Source organism: Isoptericola chiayiensis (assembly GCF_013149805.1).
Classification (GTDB): domain Bacteria; phylum Actinomycetota; class Actinomycetes; order Actinomycetales; family Cellulomonadaceae; genus Isoptericola; species Isoptericola chiayiensis.
Genome location: NZ_JABEZT010000010.1, coordinates 74,567 through 101,561 on the forward strand (window position 1 = coordinate 74,567; position 26,995 = coordinate 101,561).

Annotated in this window: 19 protein-coding genes and 3 tRNA genes; 14 read left to right on the forward strand and 8 right to left on the reverse strand. The window is 72.8% G+C overall.

Annotated features, from left to right (window positions below; translation table 11 throughout):
* Nucleotides 1–11: 11 nt before the first annotated feature.
* Both HDG68_RS15410 and HDG68_RS15415 read right to left on the reverse strand, forming a co-directional pair.
* Nucleotides 12–4,709, reverse strand: a complete 4,698-nt coding sequence (locus HDG68_RS15410; protein ID WP_172153534.1) for a hypothetical protein — start codon at nt 4,707–4,709, stop codon at nt 12–14.
* Between the two features lie 30 nt (nt 4,710–4,739).
* Nucleotides 4,740–5,840 carry a diacylglycerol/lipid kinase family protein gene (locus HDG68_RS15415; protein ID WP_172153535.1) on the reverse strand — a complete coding sequence of 367 codons (1,101 nt, stop codon included), beginning with the start codon at nt 5,838–5,840 and terminating at the stop codon, nt 4,740–4,742.
* A 172-nt stretch (nt 5,841–6,012) separates the two neighbouring features.
* Between HDG68_RS15415 and serS the strand changes: the two genes are divergently transcribed.
* Together serS and HDG68_RS15425 are read left to right on the forward strand one after the other, a co-directional pair.
* Nucleotides 6,013–7,281 (forward strand): serine--tRNA ligase, encoded by a 1,269-nt coding sequence (gene serS, locus HDG68_RS15420; RefSeq protein ID WP_172153536.1) that lies wholly within the window; start codon nt 6,013–6,015, stop codon nt 7,279–7,281.
* A gap of 10 nt (nt 7,282–7,291) precedes the next feature.
* A complete protein-coding gene (locus HDG68_RS15425) occupies nt 7,292–8,095 on the forward strand; it encodes an HAD hydrolase family protein (protein ID WP_172153537.1) in 804 nt (267 codons plus the stop codon).
* Nucleotides 8,096–8,232: 137 nt separating this feature from the next.
* Here the strand turns inward: HDG68_RS15425 and map are convergent, their stop codons facing one another.
* A complete protein-coding gene (map, locus tag HDG68_RS15430; RefSeq protein WP_172153538.1) occupies nt 8,233–9,015 on the reverse strand; it encodes a type I methionyl aminopeptidase in 783 nt (260 codons plus the stop codon).
* A gap of 243 nt (nt 9,016–9,258) precedes the next feature.
* Between map and HDG68_RS15435 the strand changes: the two genes are divergently transcribed.
* From HDG68_RS15435 to HDG68_RS15445, 3 genes are all read left to right on the forward strand, one after another.
* Nucleotides 9,259–10,659, forward strand: coding sequence for an ABC transporter substrate-binding protein (locus tag HDG68_RS15435; RefSeq protein WP_172153539.1), 1,401 nt, complete (start codon nt 9,259–9,261; stop codon nt 10,657–10,659).
* A gap of 73 nt (nt 10,660–10,732) precedes the next feature.
* A complete protein-coding gene (locus tag HDG68_RS15440; RefSeq protein WP_172153540.1) occupies nt 10,733–11,722 on the forward strand; it encodes an ABC transporter permease subunit in 990 nt (329 codons plus the stop codon).
* Nucleotides 11,719–12,669, forward strand: coding sequence for a carbohydrate ABC transporter permease (locus HDG68_RS15445; protein WP_172153541.1), 951 nt, complete (start codon nt 11,719–11,721; stop codon nt 12,667–12,669). Before HDG68_RS15440 ends, HDG68_RS15445 begins: the two co-directional genes overlap by 4 nt.
* A 58-nt stretch (nt 12,670–12,727) precedes the next feature.
* On the opposite strand, the gene HDG68_RS15450 is transcribed toward HDG68_RS15445, so the two are convergent.
* Both HDG68_RS15450 and HDG68_RS15455 read right to left on the reverse strand, forming a co-directional pair.
* Entirely contained in the window at nt 12,728–13,162 is a 435-nt protein-coding gene (locus HDG68_RS15450) for a DUF805 domain-containing protein (protein ID WP_172153542.1), read from the reverse strand.
* Nucleotides 13,163–13,292: 130 nt separating this feature from the next.
* Entirely contained in the window at nt 13,293–13,709 is a 417-nt protein-coding gene (locus HDG68_RS15455; protein WP_172153543.1) for a DUF805 domain-containing protein, read from the reverse strand.
* A gap of 179 nt (nt 13,710–13,888) precedes the next feature.
* Here HDG68_RS15455 and HDG68_RS15460 point away from each other — a divergent pair, with 179 nt between their 5' ends.
* The gene (locus tag HDG68_RS15460) at nt 13,889–14,725 is read left to right on the forward strand and encodes an EamA family transporter (RefSeq protein ID WP_172153557.1); all 837 of its coding nucleotides are present in this window, start codon (nt 13,889–13,891) and stop codon (nt 14,723–14,725) included.
* Here the strand turns inward: HDG68_RS15460 and HDG68_RS15465 are convergent.
* Together HDG68_RS15465 and HDG68_RS15470 are read right to left on the reverse strand one after the other, a co-directional pair.
* Nucleotides 14,722–15,243, reverse strand: a complete 522-nt coding sequence (locus HDG68_RS15465) for a bacterial proteasome activator family protein (protein WP_172153544.1) — start codon at nt 15,241–15,243, stop codon at nt 14,722–14,724. The two genes, HDG68_RS15460 and HDG68_RS15465, sit on opposite strands and share 4 nt — an antisense overlap.
* Nucleotides 15,244–15,283: 40 nt before the next feature.
* Nucleotides 15,284–16,261 carry an NAD(P)H-quinone oxidoreductase gene (locus HDG68_RS15470; protein WP_425483771.1) on the reverse strand — a complete coding sequence of 326 codons (978 nt, stop codon included), beginning with the start codon at nt 16,259–16,261 and terminating at the stop codon, nt 15,284–15,286.
* 176 nt (nt 16,262–16,437) lie between these two features.
* Here HDG68_RS15470 and HDG68_RS17445 point away from each other — a divergent pair, with 176 nt between their 5' ends.
* The 5 genes from HDG68_RS17445 to HDG68_RS15495 all read left to right on the forward strand — a co-directional run bounded on the left by HDG68_RS17445 (nt 16,438) and on the right by HDG68_RS15495 (nt 22,450).
* Nucleotides 16,438–20,358, forward strand: coding sequence for a nitrate- and nitrite sensing domain-containing protein (locus tag HDG68_RS17445; protein WP_172153546.1), 3,921 nt, complete (start codon nt 16,438–16,440; stop codon nt 20,356–20,358).
* 86 nt (nt 20,359–20,444) lie between these two features.
* Entirely contained in the window at nt 20,445–20,894 is a 450-nt protein-coding gene (locus tag HDG68_RS15480; protein ID WP_172153547.1) for a roadblock/LC7 domain-containing protein, read from the forward strand.
* An 8-nt stretch (nt 20,895–20,902) separates the two neighbouring features.
* Entirely contained in the window at nt 20,903–21,319 is a 417-nt protein-coding gene (locus tag HDG68_RS15485; protein WP_172153548.1) for a DUF742 domain-containing protein, read from the forward strand.
* A 400-nt stretch (nt 21,320–21,719) separates the two neighbouring features.
* A complete protein-coding gene (locus tag HDG68_RS17205; protein ID WP_343037615.1) occupies nt 21,720–22,274 on the forward strand; it encodes a GTP-binding protein in 555 nt (184 codons plus the stop codon).
* An 88-nt stretch (nt 22,275–22,362) separates the two neighbouring features.
* A tRNA-Ser gene (locus HDG68_RS15495) sits at nt 22,363–22,450 on the forward strand.
* 19 nt (nt 22,451–22,469) lie between these two features.
* Here HDG68_RS15495 and HDG68_RS15500 read toward each other — a convergent pair.
* Nucleotides 22,470–24,269 (reverse strand): GMC family oxidoreductase, encoded by a 1,800-nt coding sequence (locus HDG68_RS15500; RefSeq protein ID WP_172153550.1) that lies wholly within the window; start codon nt 24,267–24,269, stop codon nt 22,470–22,472.
* 108 nt (nt 24,270–24,377) lie between these two features.
* On the opposite strand from HDG68_RS15500, the gene HDG68_RS15505 reads away from it, so the two are divergent.
* The 3 genes from HDG68_RS15505 to putP all read left to right on the forward strand — a co-directional run bounded on the left by HDG68_RS15505 (nt 24,378) and on the right by putP (nt 26,371).
* Nucleotides 24,378–24,469, forward strand: a tRNA-Ser gene (locus HDG68_RS15505).
* Nucleotides 24,470–24,601: 132 nt separating this feature from the next.
* Nucleotides 24,602–24,674, forward strand: a tRNA-Arg gene (locus HDG68_RS15510).
* A gap of 194 nt (nt 24,675–24,868) precedes the next feature.
* A complete protein-coding gene (gene putP, locus HDG68_RS15515; protein ID WP_172153551.1) occupies nt 24,869–26,371 on the forward strand; it encodes a sodium/proline symporter PutP in 1,503 nt (500 codons plus the stop codon).
* The last annotated feature ends 624 nt before the right edge of the window (nt 26,372–26,995 follow it).

Genomic DNA, 26,995 nt, shown 5'->3' on the forward strand with positions numbered 1-26,995 from the left:
ACCGGGTCTCGTCAGGACCCGCCCCGGCGGAGCGTATCGTCACGCCTCCCGGCCGGGGCAAACCCGTCCGCGTCCGACGTCGGCCACAGCGCGTGCAGCACCGCCACCGTGAGCAGGGGGACCGCGGGCACGAGCGCGATCGCCGCGATCCGCACCCCGAAGTCGTTGACGACGGATCCGGCGACGCAGACGATCCAGATCGCCAGCACCGTCGGCCGCAGCATCGGCCAGTCCTCCTCCGTGCGGGCGAACCAGCCCGGGGTGAACCGCCGCGGCGCGAACAGCAGCAGCGCCGCCGCCACCAGCACCGCGAGCGTCAGCCACACCGGCGCACCGCCGAGGACCGACCGCAGCGCGTAGCCGGCCTTGCGCAGCAGCGTCTCCCAGGCCTCGCCGTCGATCACCTGCGCCACGAAGTTCCCCAGGTGCGACCGCTCGTCCGGCGGTCGCAACCAGTCGAGGACACCCACGGCCGCGACGACGCCGACGCCGGCCGCCGCGACGGCCACGAACCGCCGGAACGTCAGCCGGGCACCGGTGGCGGCCAGCACCAGCACCGCGAAGGCCGGGGCGATCACCAGGCCGCCCCCGAGGTCGGCGCCGAGGGTCGGCCACACGTCCACCAGCATGGCGACGACCCCGACGCCCGCGACCGCGGCTGCCGCGACGAGCCGCCGCCCCTGGTTCACGAAGAGCTGTGCCAGCGCGCCGGCCGCCACCAGGGCGGCGACGGCGTACACGGAGAACGCCGGGTTCCCGAACCCGTAGAAGCGCGCACCGAACGTCGGCGCGGACCCCAGCGGGCTCGCCCGGTTCAGCGGCGTGCCGACGAGCGCGTCCAGCGTGAGCACCGCGAACGTGATGCCGGCGATGATCCCCGGGGCGAGCCAGGCGGGACGCCGTGGCGAGAGCGCACCGACCGACGCCACCACCGCCGTCGTGCCGAGCGCGGAGACGACCAGGGCGAACGTCGGCTGTTCGAACCGCCACCAGCCCGTCAACGAGCTGAGGAACGCTCCGGTCGGGAGGGCGGCGAGCACCAGGGCGGCACCGCGCGCCCAGGCCCACGCGGTCCGACGGCGGGACGCGGCCCGGGCGCCCACGGCCCGCGCCAGCCGGGGGCCCAGCAGCAGGCACCCGGCCGCCAGCGCCAGCGCCGCGTAGAGCGGGGCGTCGACGAACGCCGAGTAGATGCCGCGTCGGGCGTGGTCGAGGGTCGTCAGGTCGGCCAGCTCGTCGGCGGTGGCGAAGCTGTCCTGGGGGCGCGGCGACCCCCACGCCACGGGCGAGTCGGACACGGGTGCGGCCGGGGTGAGCCCGGCGGCCCCGAGGACGGTGGCGGGGACGTCGAGGACGCGGGCGACGCCGTCGGTCCGCGTGGCGGAGCTGGTCAGGAAGCGGGGCTGGGCCGGTCCGTCCGTCCCGGCGCGCACGAGCGCGGTCCCGAGCACGGGGCGCGTGCCGGGCTGGCCGGCGAGGTCCACGACCAGCACGGTGGCGGTCACGGGGGCGGTGGCCAGCACCTGCCGGACGGTGGCGTCGACGTCGGCGACCGCGGCCGCGTGGTCGGCCTCGCGGGCCGCGGTCCGTTCCTCGGCGGTGGCGTCGGGGTCGGCGGCCGGCGCGGTGGCGTCCCCGGCGTCGACGACGGTCACGGGGCAGGTGTAGGCGTCGCCGCCGAACGTGGTCGCCGCGTCCAGGGTGCGGTAGCGGGCCACCGTGCCGTCGGTGTCGGCCAGGGCGAGCGCGGCCCGCGGGCCGACGGCGGTGGCGCAGTCGGCGCCGGCGAGCTGCGTGCCGAGGGCGCCGAGCCGGGCCTGGTAGGCCGAGTCCCGCTGCAGGTCGACGAGCTCGTCCCAGCCGGCGACGGTGGCGCCGCCGTCGCCGGTCGGCTCCGGGCGGGGGTCCGCGCACCGCCACGTGCCGTCGTCGTCCCGCGCGGTGGCGGCCTCGGCCAGCGTCCCGGCGGACAGCGCGAGCCAGCCGCCGACGACGCACCGGCTCGCCGCCCCGGTGGGCTGGGCGACGCCACCGGCTCCCGCGCCGTCGGCGAGCAACCCGTTCAGGGTGGGGGCGCGGCCCTCGGCGACGTCGTCCCAGCGCACTCCGGTGGTGCCGACGACGACGAGGGGACCGTCGTCGACGACGGCGTCCGCGCTGCTCGGGGCCACCTGGGTGCCGGCGGCCGCCGCGTCGGTGCCGGACCGCAGCCCGGCCGAGCTCAGGGCGGTGGAGGCGAGCAGCAGCAGCACGAGCGCCGCGCCGCTGAGCACGGCCAGCATCGTGGGCAGCCGGCGGATCCCCGGGCCGGTCCCGGTCGAGGCGTCGGCGGCCTCGGCGGCCTCGCCGGCGGCGGACCCCGACCCGGTGTGCTCCAGGTGGCCGGCGAGCAGGGTCGGCACCGACAGGGTCAGCAGCAAGAACGCGACCACGATGCCCGAGTCGTTGAGCGCGGTGCCGACGACCGCCGTCACCACGAGCGCGACGACGAGCCGGCGCAGCAGCGGCTCGTCGCGGTAGGCCTCCGCGAGGCCGGGGAGCCGGAACACGTCCGGACGCAGGGCGGCCCAGGCCGCGACCGTGCACAGCACCAGGGCCGCGGCGCCGGCCGGGTTGGCGATCGTCGCCCACGCGCCGGCGGCCTTGCCGGCCACGATGCCGACGGCCTGCCCGTCCAGCACGGACTGCACGAACGCACCCAGGTGGCTCGGGCCGCCGAACAGCCAGTCCGCCATCGCCACCACGACGACGACCCCGACGGTGACGGCGGCGAGCAGCACGGCGCGCCGCCACGTCACCCGCACGCCGGCGACGCCCAGGACCAGCACCGCGAACCCGGGCACCAGCGCGAGGATGCCGCCGAGGTCGGCGCCGAACGGGGGCAGACCGTCCACGAGGACGGTGACGACGCCGATCACCCCGGCGACGGCGGCGGCCCGGGTGGCCGACGCGCCCCGGGCCCGCGCGGCGGCCGCCAGGCCCGCGGCCAGCAGCAGCCCGGCGACGGCGTACACGGCGAAGACCGTGTTGGAGAACCCGTAGAACCGTGCCCCGAGAGAGGGGGACGGGCCGAGCAGCGACCCCTGCTGCAGCGTGGTGCCCGTCAGCCCGTCCACGGTGAGCACCACCCACGTGACCGCGGCCAGGCAGGTGGTGAGCCGCCACGGGGACGGCGGCAGCAGCCGACGCGCCCACCAGGCCACGAGCGCGGTGGCCAGGGCGGCGACCGTCAGACCGAGCAGGAGCGTCATCACGGGGGACGGCCACGCCCACCAGCGGGTGAGCGTGGCGAGCGAGGCCGCGACCGGGAGGCTGGCGGCGACCGTCAGGCCGGCGAGCGCCACGCGGCGCCACGGCCACGGCGGGGCGGCAGGGACGTCGTCGTTCCGGGTCGCGCCGTCGTGCCCGTCGTCCCCGGCGTCGTTTCCGGTGGTGCGCCGACGCCGTCCGACGACGAGCGCGGCGGCGACGACCAGGCCGGTCAGCGCCACCAGGCCCAGCAGGGCCGGGGCGAGGCGCGGGACCGTCTCGGACAGGACGCTGAGGTACTGGCGGTTCTCCACCGTGGTGGACACGGGGATGCGGCGTTCGTCGCCGCGTTCCAGCGGTGAGCCGGTGAAGGGCAGGAGCGCCTGCGTCAGCGGGTCGTCCTCGTCCTCGGCGGTGCCGCCGTCGGGCCCTGCGGACCTCTCGGATCCGCTGCCGTCCGGCCCGGTGCTCGTCGCGGTGCCGGACAGCGCGCCGCCGGTGACGGTGTCCGCGACGGTCGCTCCCAGGTCGGCGAGCACGACGACGCCCGCCCAGCGCGACGACGTCGAGGTGAGCCAGGTGGCCTCACCGCCCGGAGCGGTCCAGTCGACGGCGACCTGCAGGTCGGACGGGCCCTGCGGGGTGTCGGAGATGCCGGCGACCACGAGCCGGCCCCCGGCGGGCAGCGCGTCGACGAGGGCGCCGACCTGCCGGTCGACGGCGCGGACGGCGGCGCCGCGCTCGGTGGCGTCGTCGGGCAGCATGCCCAGGTCGACCACGGTGGCCGGGCAGGCGGCCACCAGGGCGGCGTCCACGGCGTCGACGTCGGCCACGTAGCGGGCGACCGAGCCGTCGTCCCGGGCGAGGGCGACCGCACCCCCGGGCCCGACGGCGGTCGCGCAGGTGCCCGCGACGTCGACGAGGTCGCCGAGCGCGCCCGGCGTGGTGCCGGTGGGGACCAGCCCGTCGTCCGGGAGGAGCCCGTCCCAGCCGGGGACGGTCGCCGTCGGGGGGACGCCGTCCGGTGCCGCGCCGTCCGTCGTCGTGCCGTCGGTGCGGGGCACGGGCACGTCCGTGCACCCGGTGCCCGTGCTGCCCCGGTCGTCGGCCCCGGGCGCCGGGGTGTCGTCGGAGGCCTCCGGGGTGTCCGCGGAGACCGTCGGTCCCGTGCGGACGCGGCTGCCCGCCGACATGGTGAGCCACGCGTCCAGCGGGCACGTCGGGGTGAGGGTGCGCACGGCGACCGACGCCACGGACCCGCCGCCGATCAGCTGCCACAGGTGGGGGGTGCGTGACGGGTCGACGTCGGACCACTGCAGTCCCGACACCCCGGCCAGGACCAGCGGGCTGTCGGGCGGGGACGCGCCGTCGTCGGTGTCCGCGGCGGACGGGGCGAGCGTGAGCCCGCACAGTGCCGCCACGCTGACGACGAGAGCGAGGGCTCGCAGGACGGGACGCACCGGATCAGCGTAGGCGCCCCGCGGCCCCGATCACGCCGCGGTGCGCACGACGAGCACGCCCGGCTCCACCCAGGTCTCCATCGCGACGGCCTTGCCGAGCACGTCGCCGTCGACCTGTGCCTGCTCGCCGCCGTCGACGCGGATCTGCACGCGGCGGGCGCGGGTGTGGTCGATCCGACCGATCTTGATGCGCGCCTCGTTGTGCACGCCCATGCCCTGGGCGACCACCTCGCCGAAGAGCTGCGCCCAGCCCGCCAGCCCGCCGCGCGTGTCGATCGCCGCGACGTCCAGGACGCCGTCGTCGATGACCGCGTCGGGCAGCAGGGTGATGCCGCCGGGCAGCCGTCCGCAGTTGCCGACCATGACGCTGCGCAGCCGCGCCTCGACGGGGTCGGTGTCGTCGATCGTGATCGTGGCGCGCATCCGGCGCCCGTGCAGATGCCGGGCGCCGGCCAGGAAGTAGGCCACCCAGCCCATGCGCGCCTTGAGCTGGTCGTCGGCGTCCGCCACCATCGCGGCGTCGAACCCGAGCCCGCCGATCACCAGGAAGATGTGCGCCGTGTCGTCGTCGACGTCGGTCGGCGGCTCCTCGCCGGGCGGGCGTTCCGTGATGCGGGCCCGGCCCACGTCGATGGTGCGGTCCACGCCGCCGAGCACGATCGTCAGCGCCTCGGCGACGTCGGTGAGCGGCAGGTCGAGGTTGCGGGCCAGCAGGTTGCCGGTGCCCGCCGGGATGATGCCCATCGGCACCCCGCTGCCCACCATGCCCTCGGCGACCGCGCGCACGGTGCCGTCACCGCCGGCCGCGACCACGACGTCGGCGCCGTCGGCCAACGCCTGCCGCGACTGCCCGGTGCCCGGGTCCTCCTTGGTCGTGTCGTAGAACCGCGGCGCGGGCAGGGCGGCCTCCGCGGCCAGCCGGCGCACGGTGCTCACGACGTGCGCCGTGTGCTCCTTCGACGGGTTGACCACGAGCGCCAGCTGCGGGCGCTGCGTCTTCTCCTGCGGCGCGACGCCGGTGCCTTCGGACCGCTCGCGTGCTCTGCTGCGGCGCAGCACGAGGAACGCGGCGACGAGGGCGGTGACCCCGATGATCAGGGCGCTGACGCCCACGGTGAGCTCCCACGGCATGTCCGCAACATAGAGGTCATCGCACGGTCGCGCGACAGCGGGCACCCTCCCCGCCAGGTAGGCAACTCTCCCGCGGGGTAGGCAACTCTCCCGCGAGGTAGGCGGACTTCCCGCCAGGTAGGCCGCGCCGCGCGACGACGTGGCCCGCGCCCCGCCCGTTAGGCTTGCGGGCGTGATCGACATCCGTCTCCTGCGCGACAACCCCGACGCCGTCCGAGCGAGCCAGACGGCCCGCGGCGAGGACACCTCCGTGGTGGACGCCGCCCTGGCCGCCGAGGCCCGACGGCGCAGCTCGCTCGCGGACTTCGAGTCGCTGCGCGCCGAGCAGAAGGCGATGGGCAAGCAGGTCGCGCAGGCGTCCGGCGAGGAGAAGGCCGCGCTCATCGGCCGGACCAAGGAGCTCGCCGACCAGGTCAAGGCCCACCAGGCCACCGCCAACGAGGCCGAGGCCGAGCTCGACGAGCTGCTCTACCGGATCCCGAACATCGTCGAGGGCGCCCCGGCCGGCGGCGAGGACGACTTCATCACCCTCAAGACCGTCGGCACCCCGCGTGACTTCGCCGCCGAGGGCCTCACCCCCCGCGACCACCTGGACCTCGGCGAGGCGCTCGGCGCCATCGACACCCAGCGCGGCGCCAAGGTCTCCGGCTCGCGGTTCTACTTCCTCACCGGCGTCGGCGCACGCCTCGAGCTCGCGCTGCTCAACGCGGCCGTCGACCTCGCCACCGCCGCCGGCTTCACCCCGATGATCACGCCCACGCTCGTCACCCCGGACACGATGCGCGGCACCGGGTTCCTCGGTGAGCACGCCGACGAGGTCTACCACCTCGAACGTGACGACCTGTACCTGGTCGGCACCTCGGAGGTGGCGCTCGCGGGCTACCACGGCGACGAGATCATCGACCTGTCCGCCGGTCCGAAGCGGTACGCCGGCTGGAGCGCCTGCTACCGCCGGGAGGCCGGGTCGCACGGCAAGGACGTGCGCGGCATCATCCGCGTCCACCAGTTCCACAAGGTGGAGATGTTCTCCTACTGCCGACCGGAGGACGCCGAGGCCGAGCATCAGCGCCTGCTGGACTGGGAGGAGCAGATGCTCGCCGCCGTCGACCTCCCCTACCGGGTGATCGACACCGCCGCCGGCGACCTGGGCACCAGCGCTGCCCGCAAGTTCGACTGCGAGGCGTGGCTGCCCAGCCAGGAGCGGTACCTCGAGCTCACCTCGACGTCGAACTGCACCACGTTCCAGGCCCGGCGGCTCAACGTGCGGGCGCGCACCGAGAACGGCACCCAGACGGTGGCGACCCTCAACGGGACCCTCGGGACCACCCGCTGGCTGGTGGCGATCCTGGAGAACCACCAGCAGGCGGACGGGTCGGTGCGGGTGCCGGAGGGTCTGCGGCCCTACCTGGGCGGGCTCGAGGTCCTCGAGCCGGTGCGCTGAGGTGGCGCGAGTGACGCCGTCGGACGGCCGCGCGCTCGTGGCGCTCGACCTCGACGGCACGTTGCTGTCCTACGCGGGCGACATGGCAGGTGCGGTGCACGACGCCGTCACCGCCGTCCGCGACGCGGGGCACGAGGTGGTGCTCGCCTCGGGGCGGTCGCTCATCTCGATGCTGCCGGTCGCCGAGCACCTCGGCATCGAGACGGGCTGGATGGTCTGCTCGAACGGAGCCGTCACCGTCCGGCTCGACCCGGACCTGCCGGAGGGGTGGGTGGCCGACGACGTCGTGACGTTCGACCCGGAGCCTGCCCTGAGCCTGCTGCGCCACGAGCTGCCCGACGCCCGGTACGCCGTCGAGGACCTCGGTGTCGGTTTCCGCATGACCGAGCGATTCCCGGAGGGCGAGCTGGAGGGCGTGCACGTCGTCGTGCCGCTCGAGGAGCTGTGGGCCACGGAGGTCACGCGCGTCATCGTGCGCTCTCCGGAGTCCACGTCCGAGCGGTTCCACGAGCTGGTCGAGCACCTGGGGCTCGAGGACGTGACCTACGCGGTGGGATGGAGCGCCTGGATGGACCTGGCACCCCTCGGGGTGTCCAAGGCGACCGCGCTGGAGCAGGTCCGACGGCGTACCCACGTCCAGCCGCACCGCACGATCGCGATCGGCGACGGCCGCAACGACGTCGAGATGCTGCGCTGGGCGTCCCGGGGTGTGGCGATGGGACACGCCGACGAGGTGGTGCGCGGGGCCGCCGACGAGGTGACCGGGACCGTGGAGGACGACGGTGCCGCCGTCGTCCTGCGCTCCCTGCTCTGACCCCGACCCCGACCCGACGCGTTACACCCGTCCCGCGAGGTAGGCGGACGACCCGCGAGGTAGGCCGGAAGCGCGCTCTACCCCGCGCCGACGTTGCCTACCTGACGGGGAAGTCGCCTACCTCGCGGGAGGGCGGGTCAGTCGCGGGCCGTGAGGACGATCGGGCCGTCGGCGGTGATCGCGATGGTGTGCTCGCTGTGCGCACCGCGGGAGCCGTCGGTCGAGCGCAGCGTCCAGCCGTCGTCGTCGGTGTAGATCTCGTCCGTGGTCTCGAGGAACCACGGCTCGATCGCGATGACCAGACCGGGGCGCAGCGGGAACCCGCGCCCGGCGCGGCCGTCGTTCGGGACGTGCGGGTCGCCGTGCATGGTGCGCCCGACGCCGTGGCCGCCGAAGTCGGTGTTGATCGAGTAGCCGGCCTCGCGGGCGACGGCGGCGATCGCGGCGGAGATGTCGCCGATCTTCTTGCCCGGCTGGGCGGCGGCGATACCCGCGTCGAGGGCGATCTCCGTGGTCCGGATGAGCTTCGCGTCGGCCTCGGCGCGCCCGGAGGAGGACGACTCGCCGACCACGAAGGAGATCGCCGAGTCGGAGACCCACCCGTCGACGGCGACGGCGAAGTCGATGCTCAGCAGGTCGCCGTCGGCCAGCGTGTAGTCGTGCGGCAGGCCGTGCAGCACGGCGTCGTTGACCGACGTGCAGATGACCTTGCCGAACGGGCTCGCGCCGAAGGACGGGTGGTAGTCGATGTAGCAGGACTCCGCGCCGCGCTCCTTGATCCGGCGGTGCGCCAACGCGTCCAGCTCGAGCAGGTTGACCCCGGGGCGGGCGGCCTCGCGCACGGCCTGCAGCGTCTCCGCGACGAAGCGGCCTGCGGGGCGCATCTCCTCGATCTCGCGCGGGGTCCTCAGCTCGATCATGTTGGTCCTTCCGGTGCTCTCCGACGGCGCTCGCCACAGGTCCCCAGGATCATCCCACGGATCGCCCAGCGCCCCGGATCGTCACCGCATCGTAACCAGGATGCGGTGCGGGAGCGGTTGCATGACCTGCAACGTTGCGGTCGACTTGCAACCAGAGCAGGTCGACCCGTCCGGGCGCCCGCTCGCTCTGGTCCGACGGCCCACCGGGTCGCCGGCGACCACACGACGTAGTGGAGGGTTGACATGACCAGGACCACGACGGCGCGCCGACGCCGTCTGACAACGGTCGCCGCCGGCGCGAGCCTGGCGCTCGTCCTCGCCGCCTGTGGCGGGAACGGCGACAGCGACGGTGGCGGCGGGGGCGACATGGACGACGGCGGCGGGGGCACGGCCGAGGACATCGACTGCGCCGCCTACGACGAGTTCGGCGACCTCGAGGGCACCTCGGTGAGCATCTACACCTCGATCGTCGAACCGGAGCAGTCCCAGCAGGAGCTGTCCTACGACGCCTTCGAGGAGTGCACCGGTGTCACGGTGAACTACGAGGGCTCGCGCGAGTTCGAGGCACAGCTGCTGGTGCGCATCCAGGCCGGCAACACCCCGGACATCGCTTACCTGCCCCAGCCCGGCCTGCTGAACACGATCGTCAACGACTACCCGGACCAGATCGTGGAGGCCCCGGAGCCGACGGTCGCGAACGTCGACGAGTTCTTCAGCGAGGAGTGGAAGGAGTACGGCTCGGTCGACGGGACGTTCTACGCCGCCCCGCTGGGCGCCAACGCCAAGTCCTTCGTCTGGTACAACCCGACGATGTTCGCGGACGCCGGCTACGAGGTCCCGGAGACGTGGACCGAGCTGATGGACCTCACGGAGACCATCGCCTCGGAGCAGGAGGTGCTGCCGTGGTGCGCCGGCGTGGAGTCCGGCGACGCGACCGGTTGGGCCGGCACCGACTGGATCGAGGACGTCGTGCTGCGTACCGCCGGGCCCGATGTGTACGACCAGTGGTACATGCACGAGATCCCGTTCAACGACCCGCAGATCGTCGACGCCTTCGACACGGCCGGGGAGATCCTCAAGAACCCGGACTACGTGAACGCCGGTCTCGGCGGGGTCGACTCGATCGCCACCACGCCGTGGGACCAGGCGGGCGTCGGGGTGCTGGACGGCACCTGCTGGATGTACCGCATGGCCAGCTTCTACGCCACGCAGTGGCCGGAGGGCACCGAGGTCGGGTCTGACGGCGACGTGTACGCGTTCTACCTGCCCACCGACCAGACGGACATGCAGCCCGTCCTCGGCGGCGGGGAGTTCGTGGCGGCGTTCGACGACCGGCCCGAGGTCCAGGCGTTCCAGACCTACCTGGCCAGCGCGGACTGGGCGAACCAGAAGGCCATCGCCACGCCCGAGGGCGGTTGGTTCAGCGCCAACAACGGCCTGGACATCAACAACCTCGCCTCGGAGTTCGACCAGGACGCCGCCGCCCTGGTCTCCGACGAGGAGACGGTCTTCCGGTTCGACGCCTCGGACCTCATGCCCGGTGAGGTCGGTGCCGGCACCTTCTGGAACGGCATCGTGAACTGGCTGACCGGTGACTCCAGCCAGGAGGTGACGGACCAGATCGAGAGCAGCTGGCCGATGTGATCACACCCGGTGCGGGGTGCGGGCGCCGAGCGCTCGCACCCCGCACCCTCCCGAGGCCCAAAGGAGGTGCCTGGTGGACTGGTTGCTGTACCCGGACTCGCCCGGGATGAAACTCGTCGTCATGGTGATCGGCATCGGCGTGTTCGTGCTGGTGATGAGTCTGATCCTCTTCCTGGTCGACCGGCCGAAGCGCATCCCGTCGTGGGTGGTGGCGATCGGGTTCGTCGGCCCCGCCCTGCTGCTCATCGCCTACGGTCTGCTGCGGCCGGGCTTCGAGACGCTCTACAACTCTTTCTTCAACCGCAACATCACGGAGTTCGTCGGGTTCGACAACTACGAGCAGATGCTGACGGTCGGCGCCTTCCAGAAGGTGCTGCTGGTCACTGCCGCCTGGGTCATTCTGGCCCCGTTGCTGAGCACCCTCATCGGGTTGGTCTACGCGGTGCTCGTGGACCGGGCTCGGTTCGAGCGGATCGCCAAGACGCTGATCTTCATCCCGATGGCGATCTCGATGGTCGGCGCTTCCATCATCTGGGGGTTCGTCTACGAGTTCCGCCCCGACCAGCCGGGCGTGAACCAGATCGGGCTGCTCAACCAGGTGCTCGTCTGGCTCGGTCTGCCGCCTCAGCAGTTCCTCATCGGTGAGCCGTGGAACACCGGGTTCCTCATCGCGGTGATGATCTGGATCCAGACCGGTTTCGCCATGACCGTTCTTGCGGCGGCCATCAAGGCCATCCCGGACGACATCGTCGAGGCTGCCCGGCTCGACGGGCTGCACGGCCTCGGGATGTTCCGCTACATCACGGTGCCGAGCATCCGCCCGGCGCTCGTCGTCGTGCTGACCACGATCGCCATGACCACGCTCAAGGCGTTCGACATCGTCCGCACCATGACCGGCGGGCAGTTCGGCACGCAGGTCGTCGCGAACGAGTTCTACACCCAGGCCTTCCGGCAGAACAACCAGGGGTTGGCCGCGGCGTTCGCCGTGGTGCTGTTCATCCTGGTGATCCCGATCGTCGCCTACAACGTCCGCCAGATGCGCAGGTCGGAGGAGATCCGATGAGCACCACCCCGGCCGTCCCGGCCTCGACCCCGCAGACCGAGGACACCGCACCGACCAAGCCCCGCAAGCTGAGCCGGCTCGAGAAGCGTGCCATCGCCACCAAGGGGCGGCTGACGTCTCCGTGGGCGTCGCTGACGGCGGTGATCCTCGCGACGTTGTGGACCATCCCCACCATCGGGCTGCTGGTCACGTCGTTCCGTCCGGAGATCGACATCCGGCGCAGCGGCTGGTGGACGGTGATCCCCGGCATCTTCACCGGCGAGACCGAGTTCACCCTGGACAACTACGAGCAGGCGCTCTACGGCAGCGACAACCTGGCGGGCGTGTTCATCAACACCTTCGTCATCACCATCCCGGCGGTGGTCATCCCGATCACGGTGGCGCTCCTGGCGGCCTACGGGTTCGCCTGGATCGAGTTCCCGGGGCGGAACCTGCTTTTCGTCGCCGTCTTCGCGCTGCAGGTCGTGCCCATCCAGGTCGCGCTCGTCCCGCTGCTGACCAACTACAACCAGTGGGGGATGGCGGGGTCGTTCTGGACGGTGTGGCTCTCGCACTCGATCTTCGCGCTGCCATTGGCGGTGTTCCTGCTGCACAACTTCATGAAGGACATCCCCCGGTCGTTGATCGAGGCTGCCCGCGTGGACGGGGCAGGGCACGTGAAGATCTTCTTCCGTGTGCTGTTCCCCCTGCTGGTGCCCGCGATCGCGGCCTTCGGGATCTTCCAGTTCCTCTGGGTCTGGAACGACCTGCTGGTCGGCCTGACCTTCGCGGCGCCGGAGTACCGGCCGCTGACGGTGGCGATCGCCGAGATGGCCGGCTCGCGCGGCGGTGACTGGCACATCCTGACGGCCGGTGCGTTCATCGCGATGATCGTGCCGCTGATCGTGTTCCTGCTGCTGCAGCGCTACTTCGTGCGCGGGATGCTCGCGGGCGCGGTCAAGGGCTGAACCAGAGCTCCGTCCGACGTCGTCACGACACCCCGCGACGACGTCGGACGGGGACTGCTCAGACCTGCGGCGCGGCGGCCGGGGCGACGGCGCCGAGTCGGGGGTCGGCGCCGTACTGGTTCGGGCCGCGCGCGCCCTCGAGCGCCCAGAAGACGATCAGGACGATGTTGGCGACGGGGACGAAGGCGAGCAGGTAGAACCAGCCCGACTTGTCGGTGTCGTGCAGCCGGCGGACGGCCACGGCGAGCGTGCCGACGAACACGTAGAGCCACAGGGCGAACAGCGCGAGGCCGAGCACGATGCCGACGATCGTGGTGAGGACCGGCGCGTCCACGGCGACGAGGACGGCGGCCACGATCGCGGAGACGACGCCGACGGTGAGCCCGAGCAGGACGACGGCGAGGTACCACCACCAGAACTCGGAGCGCCGGGCGCGGCCGGAGAAGTTCGTGAGGTTGGTGCGGACGGAGGTGACGGCGTCGCCGAAGGACATGCTTCTCCAGAGCTCGTGTGCGCTGCGTCGTCACGGGCGTGGCGACCGCACGCGAACCTAGAGCACCCCGTCACGCGGTGTCCAGCATTCCTCCAGAAGTCCTCCACAAGTTGCCCCGAAGTGGCAGCGGTCAGCCGCCCAGACCCGAACGGTAGGCGGGGTCCGGGCCGAAGCGGTTGGGCCCCTGGGTGCCCTCCAGCACCATGAGGACGAGCAGGATGATCCAGCCGACCAGCGGGACGAACCCGATGAACCACCAGAACCCCGAGCGGTCGGTGTCGTGCAGACGGCGCACGGTGACCGCGATGTTCGGGATCACGAACAGCAGCCACGCGGCGAAGATCAGCAGCGCGGACCCGAACTCGAACACGGGCATCCCGGTGTCGGCGTCGATGCTGTAGCCGCCGAACACGGCGACCAGGATGCTGAGCGCGATGCTGACGAGCAGCACGAACAGGTACCACCACCAGTACTCGGAGCGCCGCGCCCGGCCGGAGAACGTCGCGTACTTGCCGAAGACCGTCCTGACTGCCTCGCCGAACCCCATGGTCGCGCCCTTCGCGTCACCGAACCTGCTCGTGGTCCCACGCTAGCGACCCGGCCGGTCCGCGGCGCGGCGACGCACCGGCGCCGGTCGCGCGAGACGCGTAGGCTCCCGAGGTGCCCGCCGCAGACCCGACCTCGTCCGGACCGCCGTCGTCCCTGCGCGGCGGACGGCTGGACCGGGTGCCCGCGCCGGCCCTGTTCCTGGTCTCGGGGCTGACGCTGTACCTGGGCGCCGCGGTCGCCGTGGGTCTGTTCGAGACGCTCGGCGCACCCACCGTGAGCTGGTGGCGCATCGTGCTCGCCGCCGTCGTGCTGCTGGCGTGGCGCCGGCCGTGGCGCCGGCGCTGGACGCGCGCGGACCTGGGGCACGCGGCGCTGTTCGGCATCGCACTGTCGGCGATGAACATCGTCTTCTACGTGGCGATCGACCACCTGCCGCTCGGGGTCGCCGTCGCGCTCGAGTTCACCGGTCCGGTCGCCGTCGCGGCGATCACCGGCCGCGGGTGGCGCGAGCGCGGGGCGATCCTCGTGGCCGCCGTGGGCGTCGTGCTGCTGGCCGGGATCACGCTCGACGGCGACGTGCCGCGCGACGACGTCGTCATCGGCCTGGTGGCGGTCTTCTGCGCCGCCGCCTGCTGGGCGGGTTACATCGTGCTCGGCAAGCGGGTGGCCGGGGGAGGGTCGGGCTTCGACGGCCTCGCCGTCGGCATGGCGGCGGGTGCGCTGGTGTTCGCGCCGTTCTTCGGCGGCTCGGTCGTGACGGTGGTGCCCGACGTCGGTCTGCTCGCGTTCCTGCTGGTGGTCGCGATCTGCTCGTCGGTGGTGCCGTACGTGTTGGACCAGGTGGTGCTGCGGCGGGTCGGCACGGCGACGTTCGCGGTGCTGCTGGCGCTGCTGCCGGCGACGGCCACGGCCGTCGGCGCCGTCGTGCTGGCGCAGGTGCCGTCCTGGCCGGAGCTGGTGGGGCTCGCGTTCGTCTCGGGCGCGATCGCGATGACGGCGACCGGCCGGGACTAGAGGTACTGGCCGGGGGAGCGTTCGTCCCGCGGGCCGTTCGGGCCGCCCGGGCCGAACGGCGGGTGCGCCCCGGGCGGGAGGCCGCGCCGCATCTGGCTGAGCTGCTGCTGGGCGGCCATCTGCTGGGCGACCAGGGCCGTCTGGATGCCGTGGAACAACCCCTCGAGCCAGCCGACGAGCTGGGCCTGGGCGATGCGCAGCTCGGCGTCCGACGGCGTGGCGTCGGCGGTGAACGGCAGCGTGATGCGGTGCAGCTCGTCGACCAGGTCCTCGGAGAGGCCGTCCTCGAGCTCGCTGATCGAGCGTTCGTGGATCTCGGCGAGCCGGGTGCGGGCGGCGTCGTCGAGCGGGGCGTCGCGCACCTCGTCGAGCAGCTTCTTGACCATGCTGCCGATGCGCATGACCTTGGCGGGTTCGGAGATGCTGGGGCTCTCTGACTGCTCGTCCTGCCCCGCCTCGTCCGGCGCGGCGGGGACGCCGTCGCCCTCGGGGGTCACGGTGCGGTGCTCGTCGACCATGGCCCCAGTGTGCCGCGAGGGGCCCGCCGGCGCGACGGCGTCACGGCAGCAGGAGCACCTTGCCGAACGCCTCGCCGGACTCCAGCATCGCGTGTGCGGCCTCGGCCTCCTCCAGCGGGAGCCGGGCGTGCACGACGGGTCGGACCCGGCCGTCGGCGACCATCGGCCACACGTGCTCGGCGACGGCGGCGACGATCGCGGCCTTCTCGACGGCGCTGCGCGAGCGCAGCGTGGTCCCGGTGACGGTGGCCCGCCGGGCCATGAGGCGCGCCAGGTCGAGCTCGCCGGTGCGGCCCTGCTGGAGGCCGATCACGACGAGCCGGCCCGACGGCGCCAGGAGCCGGACGTTGTCCTGGAGCGCGCCGGCGCCGAGGACGTCGAGCACGACGTCGGCACCCCGGCCGTCGGTGGCGGCCCGGACGGCGGCGACCACGTCCTCGGTGCGGTGGTCGACGACGACGTCCGCGCCCAGGTCGCGGCAGCGCGCGGTGCGCTCGGGGCCGCCGGCGGTGGTGACGACGCGGGCGCCCAGGGCCTTGCCGAGCTGGACGGCGATGCTGCCGACCCCGCCGGAGCCGCCCTGGACGAGGAGTGTCTCGCCGTCGTCGAGCCGTCCGGCGTCGACGAGGTTCGTCCAGGCCGTGCACACCGCCTCGGGCAGCGCGGCGGCGTCGACGGGGTCGATGCCTGCGGGCAGGGGCAGGACCTGCCCGGCGGGTGCGATGGCCTGCTCCGCGTACCCTCCGCCGTCGAGCAGGGCGACCACGCGGTCGCCGACACGCGGCCACGACACGCCGGGGCCGAGCGCGCGGACGCTACCGGATATCTCCAGTCCCGGCCAGTCGGGAGCGCCGGGCGGCGGAGGGTAGAGTCCGGCGCGTTGTAGCAGGTCAGCCCGGTTCACGCCACTCGAGAGCACGGCGAGGAGTACCTCGCCGGCGCCCGGTTCGTGTAGGTTGAGCCTGTTCGTGGTGAGTTTCGCCGAGGCACCCTTGCCGGATATCGTGACCGCTCGCACACGGAGCAGGCTACCCAGGCACGGCGTCGAGCGGTGGGAGAGCGGTTCCGCGAGTGCGATGAACTCCGGTGGTACGAGGGTGGACTTCCCGCGGACCGCCGATCGACCAGTGATGGAGAGAGGTCCACATGCTCCGCAGGTTGGGCGTTCGCGGGAAGATCCTTGCGACACTCGCCGTGCCGATCTTCGTCCTCCTCGTGGCGGCCACCTACATCTCGTGGGGTGCATGGCAGGACGCCGTGCGAGCGGGACAGTCCTCGGACCTCGTCGACAGCCTCGAGCTGCAGGACCGCGCCGGCACCGCCGTGGCGACCGAGCGCGCGCTCGCGATGCTCGCCCTCAACGACGTCCCCGGGGCGATGGACCAGCTCGTCGACGCCCAGGAGGCGAGCGACGAGGCGGTGGACGCCCGTGACGAGGCGCTGCTGGACCTCGACGTCGACGCGCTGAGCGTCGGTGTCCAGGACGCCATCGAAGCCACGGTCGACGACCGCACCGCCCTGGACGAGCTCCAGCGCCAGGTCATCTCCGGACAGGTCAGCGAGAGCAGCGCGATCACCCGGTACACCGACATCATCGAACGCGCGATGGACGTGCCCCGGGCCGTGGCGGCGGCGGAGCCCGACGCCGGCCTGGCCGAGCGCCTCAACGCCTACGTGGCGCTGGACGAGGTCATGCTCGCCAACACCTACGAGCGTCCCCTGGTCGCCCTGGCCCTGAGCAACGCCGCGGCGGCGCGCGAGGAGGACCCCGACGACCCGCAGTACAACGCCCAGCTCATGCAGCAGATGGTCGCCGCGCTGCAGGAGACCAACGAGCTCCAGCAGGACGCGGCGGAGCAGCTCGGCCGGCTCGGCGGCGACTACGTGCTGCCCGGCTACGACGAGCGCCTGTCGACGCTGCGCACCCAGTTGCGGTGGCTGACGTTCTCCGGCTTCAACCAGTCCGACGCGGCACAGTGGAGCGACCTCTCGCAGGGGTGGATCGAGGACACCCGTCCGGTGCGTGACGACGTCCGCGCCGACACGGTCAGCTACGCGGCCGACCTGGCGACGGACGCCCGGCTCCGTGCCGGTGGTACGGCCGGCGCCACGTTCGGCATCGTGCTGCTGTCGTTCGTCTTCGCCCTCATCATCGCCCGCCGCATCGTGAACCCGCTGCGACGGCTGACGACCGCCACCGCGGACGTCCGCGACCGCCTGCCCCAGATGGTCGAGCAGATGGCCGTGCCCGGGCAGGCTCCGTCGGTCGACCTGGTGCAGATCCCGGTCGAGTCCTCCGACGAGATCGGACGCCTGGCCAACGCGTTCAACGAGGTCAACGCGACCACGGTCGAGGTGGCGCGGGAACAGGCCGCGCTGCGCGGGTCCATCGCCGAGATGTTCGTCAACGTCGCCCGCCGCGACCAGGTGCTCCTCAATCGCCAGCTCGCGTTCCTCGACGAGCTGGAGCGGTCGGAGGAGGACCCGAGCACGCTGTCGAACCTCTTCCGCCTCGACCACCTCGCGACGCGGATGCGGCGCAACGCCGAGTCCCTCCTGGTGCTCGCCGGCATCGACTCCGGCCGCCGCGTGCGCAACCCGATGCCGGTCTCCGACGTGATCCGTACGGCGTCGTCCGAGATCGAGCTGTACGACCGGGTCCGCCTGGAGCTGCACGCCGACCCGCACATGCTCGGTCACAACGCGCTCAACGCGGCGCACCTGCTGGCGGAACTCCTCGAGAACGCCACGATGTTCTCCGAGCCGCACACGCCGGTCGAGGTCTCGACCGTGACCGACGCCCGCGGCGTGGTCGTCACCGTGCGGGACCACGGCCTCGGCATGTCGACCGAGGAGATCGCCGAGGCGAACGCGAAGGTCGCCTCGACGGCCGCCTCGGACGCCGTCGGCGCCCAGCGCCTCGGGCTCTTCGTGGTCGGCCGGCTGGCCGCGCGGCTCGGTGCGACCGTCGAGTTCGCGTCCGGGACCGAGGGCAAGGGCACCGTCGTCACGGTGTCGTTCCCCGCCGCGCTGTTCCTGGCCGACGAGGCCATGCCGCTGCCGCAGCCCACCGACCCGCTGGAGGCCGCCACCCAGCGCTCAGCGTCGCAGCTCGGTGCGTCGCGCGGGGCGTCGGAGCTCACCGGTGCGGCCCCGGCGACGGTCCCGGCCGGACCGGAGCCCTCGGCGGCCGACGCCCCGGATCCGGAGCCCGCGGTCCTGCGGTCCGAGTCCTCGACGGTGGCGACGCCCGAGCCGGCGCCCTACGAGCCGGCACCCCACGAGGCGGAGCCCGAGCCGTACCGGCCGCAGGCACCCGAGCCGCGCCCCGAGACCGCGCCGGCCCCGGCGCTGTACGAGCCCGAGCCGCCCACGGCGGAACCGGTCGACATCGACGCGCTGACGGACGGGACCACGGCCACCGGCATGCCGCGCCGTCGCCGCGGCGACTCCGGCTCGCCGACCGAGTCGATCGTGCTGCCGCCGCTCGAGACGCCGTCGCTGGACACCTCCGAGCAGATCCCCGAGGAGGGCTCCTGGAGCCCGCCCAGCGAGGTCGCGGGGAGCGCGGCCGCGGCCCTGCCGAGCCGTCGGCGCGGGAACGGCGAACCGGCCCCGATGTCCGGCGCGCTCCCGCTGCCCGCGGCCGAGGAGCCGACCGCGAAGCCGATCGAGGTGGAGCAGCGCACCGGCCTGTTCTCCAGCTTCCGTTCGATGGAACGGCTCGAGGAGGGCTCGACCGAGAGCACGCTGCAGCTCGACGCCGTCTCGGGCGACCCCGCCGACGTGCCCGAGAGCTTCGGTGCCGAGCCCGCGACGCCGGAGCAGCAGTCCTCCGCGGCCGCCGCCGAGGAGCGCCCGGTACCTGCCGCGGAGCACCCGACGCCGAGCCCCACGCCCGCCCCGGCTCCGGCCGATGCTCCGGCACCGGTCCGGTCGACGTCGTGGGCCGAGGCCCCCTCGCCGGCCACCGCGCCGACACCCGTGGGACAGTCCGCGCCGGACTCGTACACGGCGGACTCGTCCGCGATGGAGCCGCCGTCGTCGTCCGCGAACGGCCGTGCCGAGCCCGAGGACTCCCCGCAGGAGCTCGAGTCGCTGCCGGCGTTCGAGGAGCTGATGTCGAACCTGCCGACGCGGCGCGGGGAGCTGCAGCCCTCCGGCCGCAAGCGGGGCCTCTTCGGACGCAAGCCCGCCGTCCAGAGCACGGAGTCGGCCGCCGCCGCGGCGGCGGAGTCCGTCACCGGCGCGCAGGCGTCCTCGGACCGCGTCGACGCCGCACGAACCGAGGCGTGGTCCGCGCCGGCCGAGCCGGCCCGACCCGACCCGGTGCACCGTACCGACGAGCTCTCGGGCCTCCGGCATCCCGCCGTGGTGGACCCGTTCGCCTCGGACGCGGTCCCGCCCGCCACGGCCGCGACGCCCGCCCCGGCCCGGCCCGCTCCGGCGACGCCGGCTCCCGCCGACCGCCGTGCCGAGCCGCTCCGGCCCGCGGCACCCGCGCAGTCCGCGGCGTCCTCGGCGACTCCTTCGCCGGCGTTCCCGGCCCCGGTCGCCTTCGGGCAGCCGGCGGTCGAGGAGGTGCCGTACCAGCCGCGCTCGGTCGAACCGGAGGACGGACGTGGACCGCGGGCCGGCGAGGACCGTCCGGCCACCGCCGACGCGGCTGCCCCGACCGGCACGGCGCCGACCGCGAACGGCGCCCGCGCGGCGTCGTACGGAGACTCCGTGCTGCCCCTGCGGTCGACCGTGAGCTCGGACGCCGACCCGCTCGACCCGCACTACGTGCCCGACACGATCGAGGCGCGGTCCGAATGGATGGCCTCGGCCGTCCTGTACGAGGAGATGTCGACGCTGATGCAGCGCGGCGTCTTCCAGGAAGAGAACGTGACGACCAGCAACGAGGAGCAGACGTACCGACCGGCCACGGCCGCGCCGACCGCCGCACCCGGTCTCACCCGACGTGCCCGTCCCGCGGAGCCGGCGGCCCCGGCCGACCGGTTCACGGCCTCGATCGAACGCGACCCGGAGCAGCTGCGCGCGCGCCTCTCGGCCTTCCAGTCGGCGACGGCCCGCGGGCGCTCCGAGGCGAGCGACGACGGGGGGCTCGACTAATGGCCCCCGGAGCGTGAATGATGTCCCTGGATCTTCTCCGCAGCCGCGGTGACCTGCGCACTCAGCGCACCTGACGAGGAGGAAGCGTGACCCTCAGTACTGAAGCGACCAACTTCGGGTGGCTTCTCGACAACTTCGTCCGGACCGTCCCGGGCAGCCGCCACACCCTGGTGGTCTCGGCGGACGGTCTGCTCATGGCGATGTCGGACCAGCTCGACCGCACCAGCGGTGACCAGCTGGCCGCGATCGTGTCGGGCATGTCGAGCCTCACCCGTGGCGCCTCCCGCCAGCTCAACGGCGGCAACGTGCGGCAGGCCATCATCGAGATGGACAACGGGTACCTGTTCCTGATGAACGTCTCGAACGGGTCGGTCCTGGCCGTGGTCGCTGAGGCGAGCTGCGACATCGGGCTCATCGGCTACGAGATGGCGCTGCTGGTCTCGCGCACGGAGGCGACCCTGACACCGCAGCTCATCTCGGAGATGCGGGGCAACCTTCCGGTCGACGGCGCGACACGGTCCGCGCAGGTGGGATGAGATAGACGATGGCGCACGCACCGTTCGGTACCCACGGCTCGCAGTCCGCGGATGTCTACGAGGCTTCCACGGTGCGGCCCTACGCGGTCACGGGTGGCCGTGTCCGCTCCTCGATGTCCGACCTGCCCCTGGAGGCGCTGGTCGAGGTGATGCCGGGAGCGGTCAACAGCTTCGGCCTGACACCCGAGAAGCGCGCGATCCTGCAGCACGCGGCACACACCTACGTGTCCGTCGCGGAGCTCTCGGCGCTGCTCAAGCTCCCCCTCGGCGTCGTCCGCATCCTGGTCGCGGACATGCAGGAGGAGGGGCACATCACCGTGCACACCTCGGCCCCGGTGAACGTCCACACGGGCCACGGCAGCAACCACTCGGGACTTTCCCTGAGCGTCTTGGAGAGTGTTCTCAATGGCATTTCCGCCCTCTGACAGCGCGGCGCCCGCAGGGTTCGGCGGAGTGGCCCCGACCTGGGCTCCGCTGTCCGCCCCATCCGGTGCGGTAGGAGCGTCCACGGGAGGTCCGATGTCCTCGTCCCTCGACGGTGCCTCGGCGCCGGCACGGCAGAGCGTGCTGGGCGGCTCGTCCGCCGTCGCGCCGCAGACCGCTGCCCCGCAGGCCCCTGCCCCGCAGGCCTCGAGCGTCTCGGGCCACGCGCCGTCGGCCGACACCGAGCAGGCGACCTCGCCGCAGGCGCCCACGAGCGCCGGGCCGGACGGCCACGAGGCCCGGTCCGCCGGTGCGAGCGCGCAGACGGCCGTCGCCGGAGGCGGCGCGGCGGCCGCGGCGGCACCGGCCACGGCCGCGCAGGGCGGCAGCTCGGCCCCGACGGTGACGAAGATCGTCGTGGCCGGCGGGTTCGCCGTGGGCAAGACGACCTTCATCGGGTCGATCTCCGACGTCGAGCCCCTGAACACCGAGGCGGCCATGACGGAGCACTCCGTCGGGGTCGACGACGCCGGTGGCGTGACCGACCGCAAGACCACGACGACCGTGGCCATGGACTTCGGCCGGGTCTCCCTGCCCGGGAACCTGTGGCTGTACCTCTTCGGCACCCCCGGGCAGGACCGCTTCCTGTTCATGTGGGACGACCTGGTCCGTGGTGCCATCGGCGCCGTCGTCCTGGTCGACACGGACCGGCTCGAGCAGTGCTTCCCCGCGATCGACTACTTCGAGTCCCGGGGCGTGCCGTTCGTGGTGGGCGTGAACTGCTTCGACGGTGTCGCCAAGCACCGCCTCGAGGACGTCCGCGAGGCGCTGCAGATCCCGGCCCACGTGCCGATGCTGTACACCGACGCGCGGTCGCGGGCCGCGACCAAGCAGACCCTGATCTCCCTGGTCCAGCTGGCGATGCGTCAGCTGCGGGCCGGCAGCGCCCAGGGCTGACGACACGCTGCGAGGGCCGACCGGGTGCCGCCCGGTCGGCCCTCGGCGTCCCGGGGCACCCGCCGTCGCGGATAGACTGCGGGGCCGAGGAGGGCTGACAGAGCGGCCGAATGTGACGGTCTTGAAAACCGTTGTGCGGCGACCCCGCACCGGGGGTTCGAATCCCCCGCCCTCCGCTCCCGTCCGGCCGACGGCTCAGCGGATCTCGACGATCGGCAGGCGCAGCGCGCCGGGTGCCGACGCCGGGACCGCGGGCCGTCGGGGTCGCGTCGCCGGCACCGCGACGTACGGGTCCCCGGGCCTCGGTCGCAGGTCAGGGTCGTCGCGGTTGGGCCACAGCGCGAAGGCGCGCTCGGCCAGCGCCGTGATGGTGAGGGACGGGTTCACGCCCAGGTTGGCGGTCACCGCGGAACCGTCCACGACGTGCAGGTCCGGGTACCCGTGCACCCGGTGGTACGGGTCGATCACCCCGGTCTGCGGCGTCCCGCCGATCGTGCACCCGCCCAGGATGTGCGCCGTCATCGGCACGTCGAACGGGTCGGCCAGGCTGCCGCCCGCCGTCCCGCCCATGCGGTCGGCCATCGCCCGCACCACCCGGTGGCCCAGCGGGATCCACGAGGGGTTCGGCTCTCCGCCGCCCTGCACGGAGGTCATCCGGCGGCCGAGGAGCCCGCGGCGCGTGACCGTGGTCAGGGAGTTGTCCTCGGTCTGCATCACCAGCGCGATGAGGGTCCGCTCGGACCAGCCCCGCAGGTCGAGCAGCGTCGGCAGCTCCTTGCGCCGGCGCCACAGCTCGCCGAGCCAGCGCCGACGTCGTCCGGGGCCGCCGTCGACGAGGACCGTCTGCAGCAGCCCCATCGCGTTCGAACCCCGGCCGTAGCGCACGGCTTCGACATGCGTGTGCTCGTCGGGGTGGAACGACGACGTGATCGCCACCCCGCGGGTGTAGTCCGGCCCGGGGCTGTCCGGACGTCGTGGGGCGACGGCGCCCAGGAGGGCCTCGGAGTTGGTCCGGGTCAGGTGACCGAGCCGCGGCGACAGGTGGGGCAGGGTGCCGTCGTCACGCAGGGCGTGCAGCAGTCGTTGCGTGCCGAGCGTGCCGGCAGCCAGGACCACCTGCGTGGCGCGGAACGTCCGGCGACCCGACCACGGGCGTCCCGACCGGTGCGTGCGGACCTCGTAGCCGCCGTCGTCGCGCGGGACGATCGCGTCCACCGTGGTCAGCGCGTGGACGCGGGCCCCGGCGGCCTCGGCCAGGTAGAGGTAGTTCTTGACCAGGGTGTTCTTGGCTCCGTGCCGGCAGCCGGTCATGCACTCCCCGCAGTGCAGGCACGGGTGCCGGGCCGGCCCGGCACCCCCGAAGTACGGGTCCGGTACCGCCGAGGTGGGCAGCCCTGGGGCCCCGGGTCCTGTGCGCGGGTCGCCGAGGTGCACGCCGACACGCGCGCTGTGGAACGTCGAGCCCGCGCCCAGCTTCCGGGCCACGTCGCGCAGGACGTCGTCCGCCGGGGTGCCGCCGCGGTACTCGGTGACGCCGAGCATGCGTTCCGCCTGGTCGTAGTAAGGCGCCAGCTCGGCCTCCCAGTCGGTGACCGACGCCCACGCCGGGTCCGACCAGAACGCGCCGGTCGGGCGGTAGAGCGTGTTGGCGTACACGAGGGAACCGCCACCGACGCCGGCGCCGGCGAGGACCACGACGTCCCGCAGTCGGTGGATCCGCTGGATCCCGAGGCAGCCGAGGGCCGGTGCCCACAGGAATCGACGCAGGTCCCACGAGGTGCGGGGGAGCTCGTCGTCGCCGAAGCGTCGGCCCGCCTCGAGCACGGCGACGCGGTACCCCTTCTCCGTCAGCCGCAACGCTGCGACGCTCCCGCCGAAGCCGGAACCGACGACGACGACGTCGAGGCCGGTCGGCTCGTCGGAGCCTCCCGGGTCCCTGTCGGTGGGAGCGGGCAGGGGCGACGAGCGATCCTCGGACGGCTCCACGACCGGCATGGACGCCACAGTAGCGGGCGCCGCGCGTCCCGGTGGGGTGGGCGACTTTGCCCGACGGCCGCTTCGCCGGTTACGCTGGGCGCCGCGGCCGCGCAGCGCGGGGCCCGAGGAGACGTCGCATAGTCTGGTCTAGTGCGCCACCCTGCTAAGGTGGTAACGGGGCAACCCGTTCGCGGGTTCAAATCCCGCCGTCTCCGCCAGGAAGGCTCCGGTGCTCGACGCCCGGGGCCTTTTCTGTTGGAAGCGGTGGCCTCGGTCACGATCACCCGATCTGGTTTGGGTATCGGGTCCGGACGGGGTAGTGTTCTCGTCGGCCGGTACGGATCGGCCAGGCGCCCGTAGCTCAACGGATAGAGCATCTGACTACGGATCAGAAGGTTGGGGGTTCGAATCCCTCCGGGCGCACGCAACACCACGGCTTGACCCTCGGGTCAGGCCGTTCGTGTTTTCGGGCCTCGACGGGGTGGCTCAGCAGCGAGGTCCTGCTCGGTGGCGTCCTGCGCCGGGTCGACCGACCTGGCCCCGGTCCGCCGTTCGTCGGTCGCCGGCCGGCGCGGTGCGACGACACGCTGCGTAGCGCAGGAGAGGGTGACCGCTCGATGAGCGACCAGACCTGGACGACGATCGCGATCGTCGTGTACTTCGCCGTGATGCTGGGCATCGGCTATGCGGCCTTCCGGAGCACCGACGACCTCGACGACTACATGCTGGGTGGTCGCCGCCTGCCGCCGGCCGTCGCCGCGCTGAGCGCGGGTGCCTCCGACATGTCCGGATGGCTGCTGCTGGGTCTGCCGGGCGCGATCTACGCCGCCGGGCTCGTCGAGGCGTGGATCGCCGTCGGGCTCACCGTCGGCGCCTGGTTGAACTGGAAGTTCGTCGCTCCGCGGCTGCGTGCGTACACCGAGCTGTCGAACAACTCGATCACCGTCCCGAGCTTCTTCGAGAACCGGTTGCGGGACACCTCTCGTCTGCTCCGGGTCGCGGCCGGCCTCATCGTGCTGGTCTTCTTCACGTTCTACGTCTCGTCCGGCATGGTCGCGGGCGGGACGTTCTTCGAGAGCTCCTTCGACCTGTCCTACCTGACGGGCCTGCTGGTGGTCGGCGGGGTCACGCTGGCCTACACGCTGTTCGGGGGGTTCCTCGGCGCCACGTGGACCGACGTCGCCCAGGGACTGCTCATGCTGCTCGCGCTGATCGTGGTCCCGATCGTCGCGGTCGTGGAGATGGGTGGTTGGGGGGTCGTCCGTGAGGGCATCCTCGCCGCGGACACCTCCGCGGCAGCCGACCACCTCTCGTTCGTCGCCGGCGCCTCGGCGACCGGACTGATCTCCGCGGTCGCCTGGGGGCTGGGCTACTTCGGCCAGCCGCACATCATCGTGCGCTTCATGGCGATGCGCTCCCCGCAGGACGCGACGACGGGCCGCCGCATCGGGATCACGTGGATGATCCTGACCGGCGTCGGGGCGGTGCTGACCGGCCTCATCGGCGTGGCCTACGTCAACGTGAACGGCCTGGCGCTCGACAACCCCGAGACGATCTTCCTCGTCCTGACGCAGGCGCTCTTCCACCCGGTGGTCGCCGGGATCGTCCTGGCGGCGGTCCTCGCGGCGATCATGTCGACCATCTCCTCCCAGCTGATCGTCTCCTCGTCGGCGCTGGTCGAGGATCTCGTCAAGATGACCACCCGGCGCGAGCTGTCCGCTCGGGCGCAGGTCATGCTCGGACGCGGCGGTGTGCTCGTCGTCGCGCTGATCGCGATCGTCATCGCCCTGGACCGCACGACGACGATCCTCGACCTCGTGGGGTTCGCCTGGGCCGGGTTCGGCGCCGCGTTCGGTCCGATCGTGCTCCTGAGCCTGTACTGGCGTCGGCTCACCCGGTGGGGCGCCCTGGCCGGCATGGTGGCCGGTGCCGTGGTCGCGTTCACCTGGGGCCGCAGCGGCCTCGCCGACACCCTCTACGAGATCGTGCCGGGCTTCGTCACGGGCCTCGTGGTGGCCGTCGTCGTCAGCCTGCTGACCCGCGACGTGCCCGAGGAGGTGCGCGCGGAGTTCGACGAGGCGCGCCGCCGTGCTGCTGCGGCGCCGGAACCAGCTGCCTGATCGACTTCGTCGCGTCGTCGCTCGGCCCCGGCCCCGTGTCTCCGCTCCTGCGGTGGCGGGACCGGGGCCGAGCACGTCCGGCGGGCTGGGCGGCCGATGACCAGGCATGGCGGGTTCCCGACGGCGGCCGGGCGGGCAGAGTGGTGCGCGCCACGTCCAGCCGCGTTGACTTCTCCGAGCAGGCGTCGGTAATGTTCTCTGATGTCAGCCCGACGGGCCGACGGACACCGAGGAGACAGTCGAGAGGCTGGGTACCGGTGGCCGGGCCGGAGCTGAAAACCACCACCTTCTGGTTGGTACCGCTGCGTGCGGTACGTTCCGGTGGGGCATCTTCGGACAATATCCGAGTCGCCTGGATCACACGATCCGGGGGATTTGGAGAGAAGATCCGGGAATGCTAAGTTAGAGGGGTTGCCCCGGACGGGGTCAGGGCGAAGGTTCTGGTCTTGGATGGTTTGCGTCGGTTGTTTGAGAACTCAACAGTGTGCTTGATAGTCAATGCCAAATTTATTGAACCTTCATTGGTTCATTTGGACTGGATTGGACAGCTAGTTTTTGCTAGTTTGTTTGGTCTGGCCAGTATCGATATGGCATCGCCGGCCTGTTGAGGGTTGGTGGTGTTTT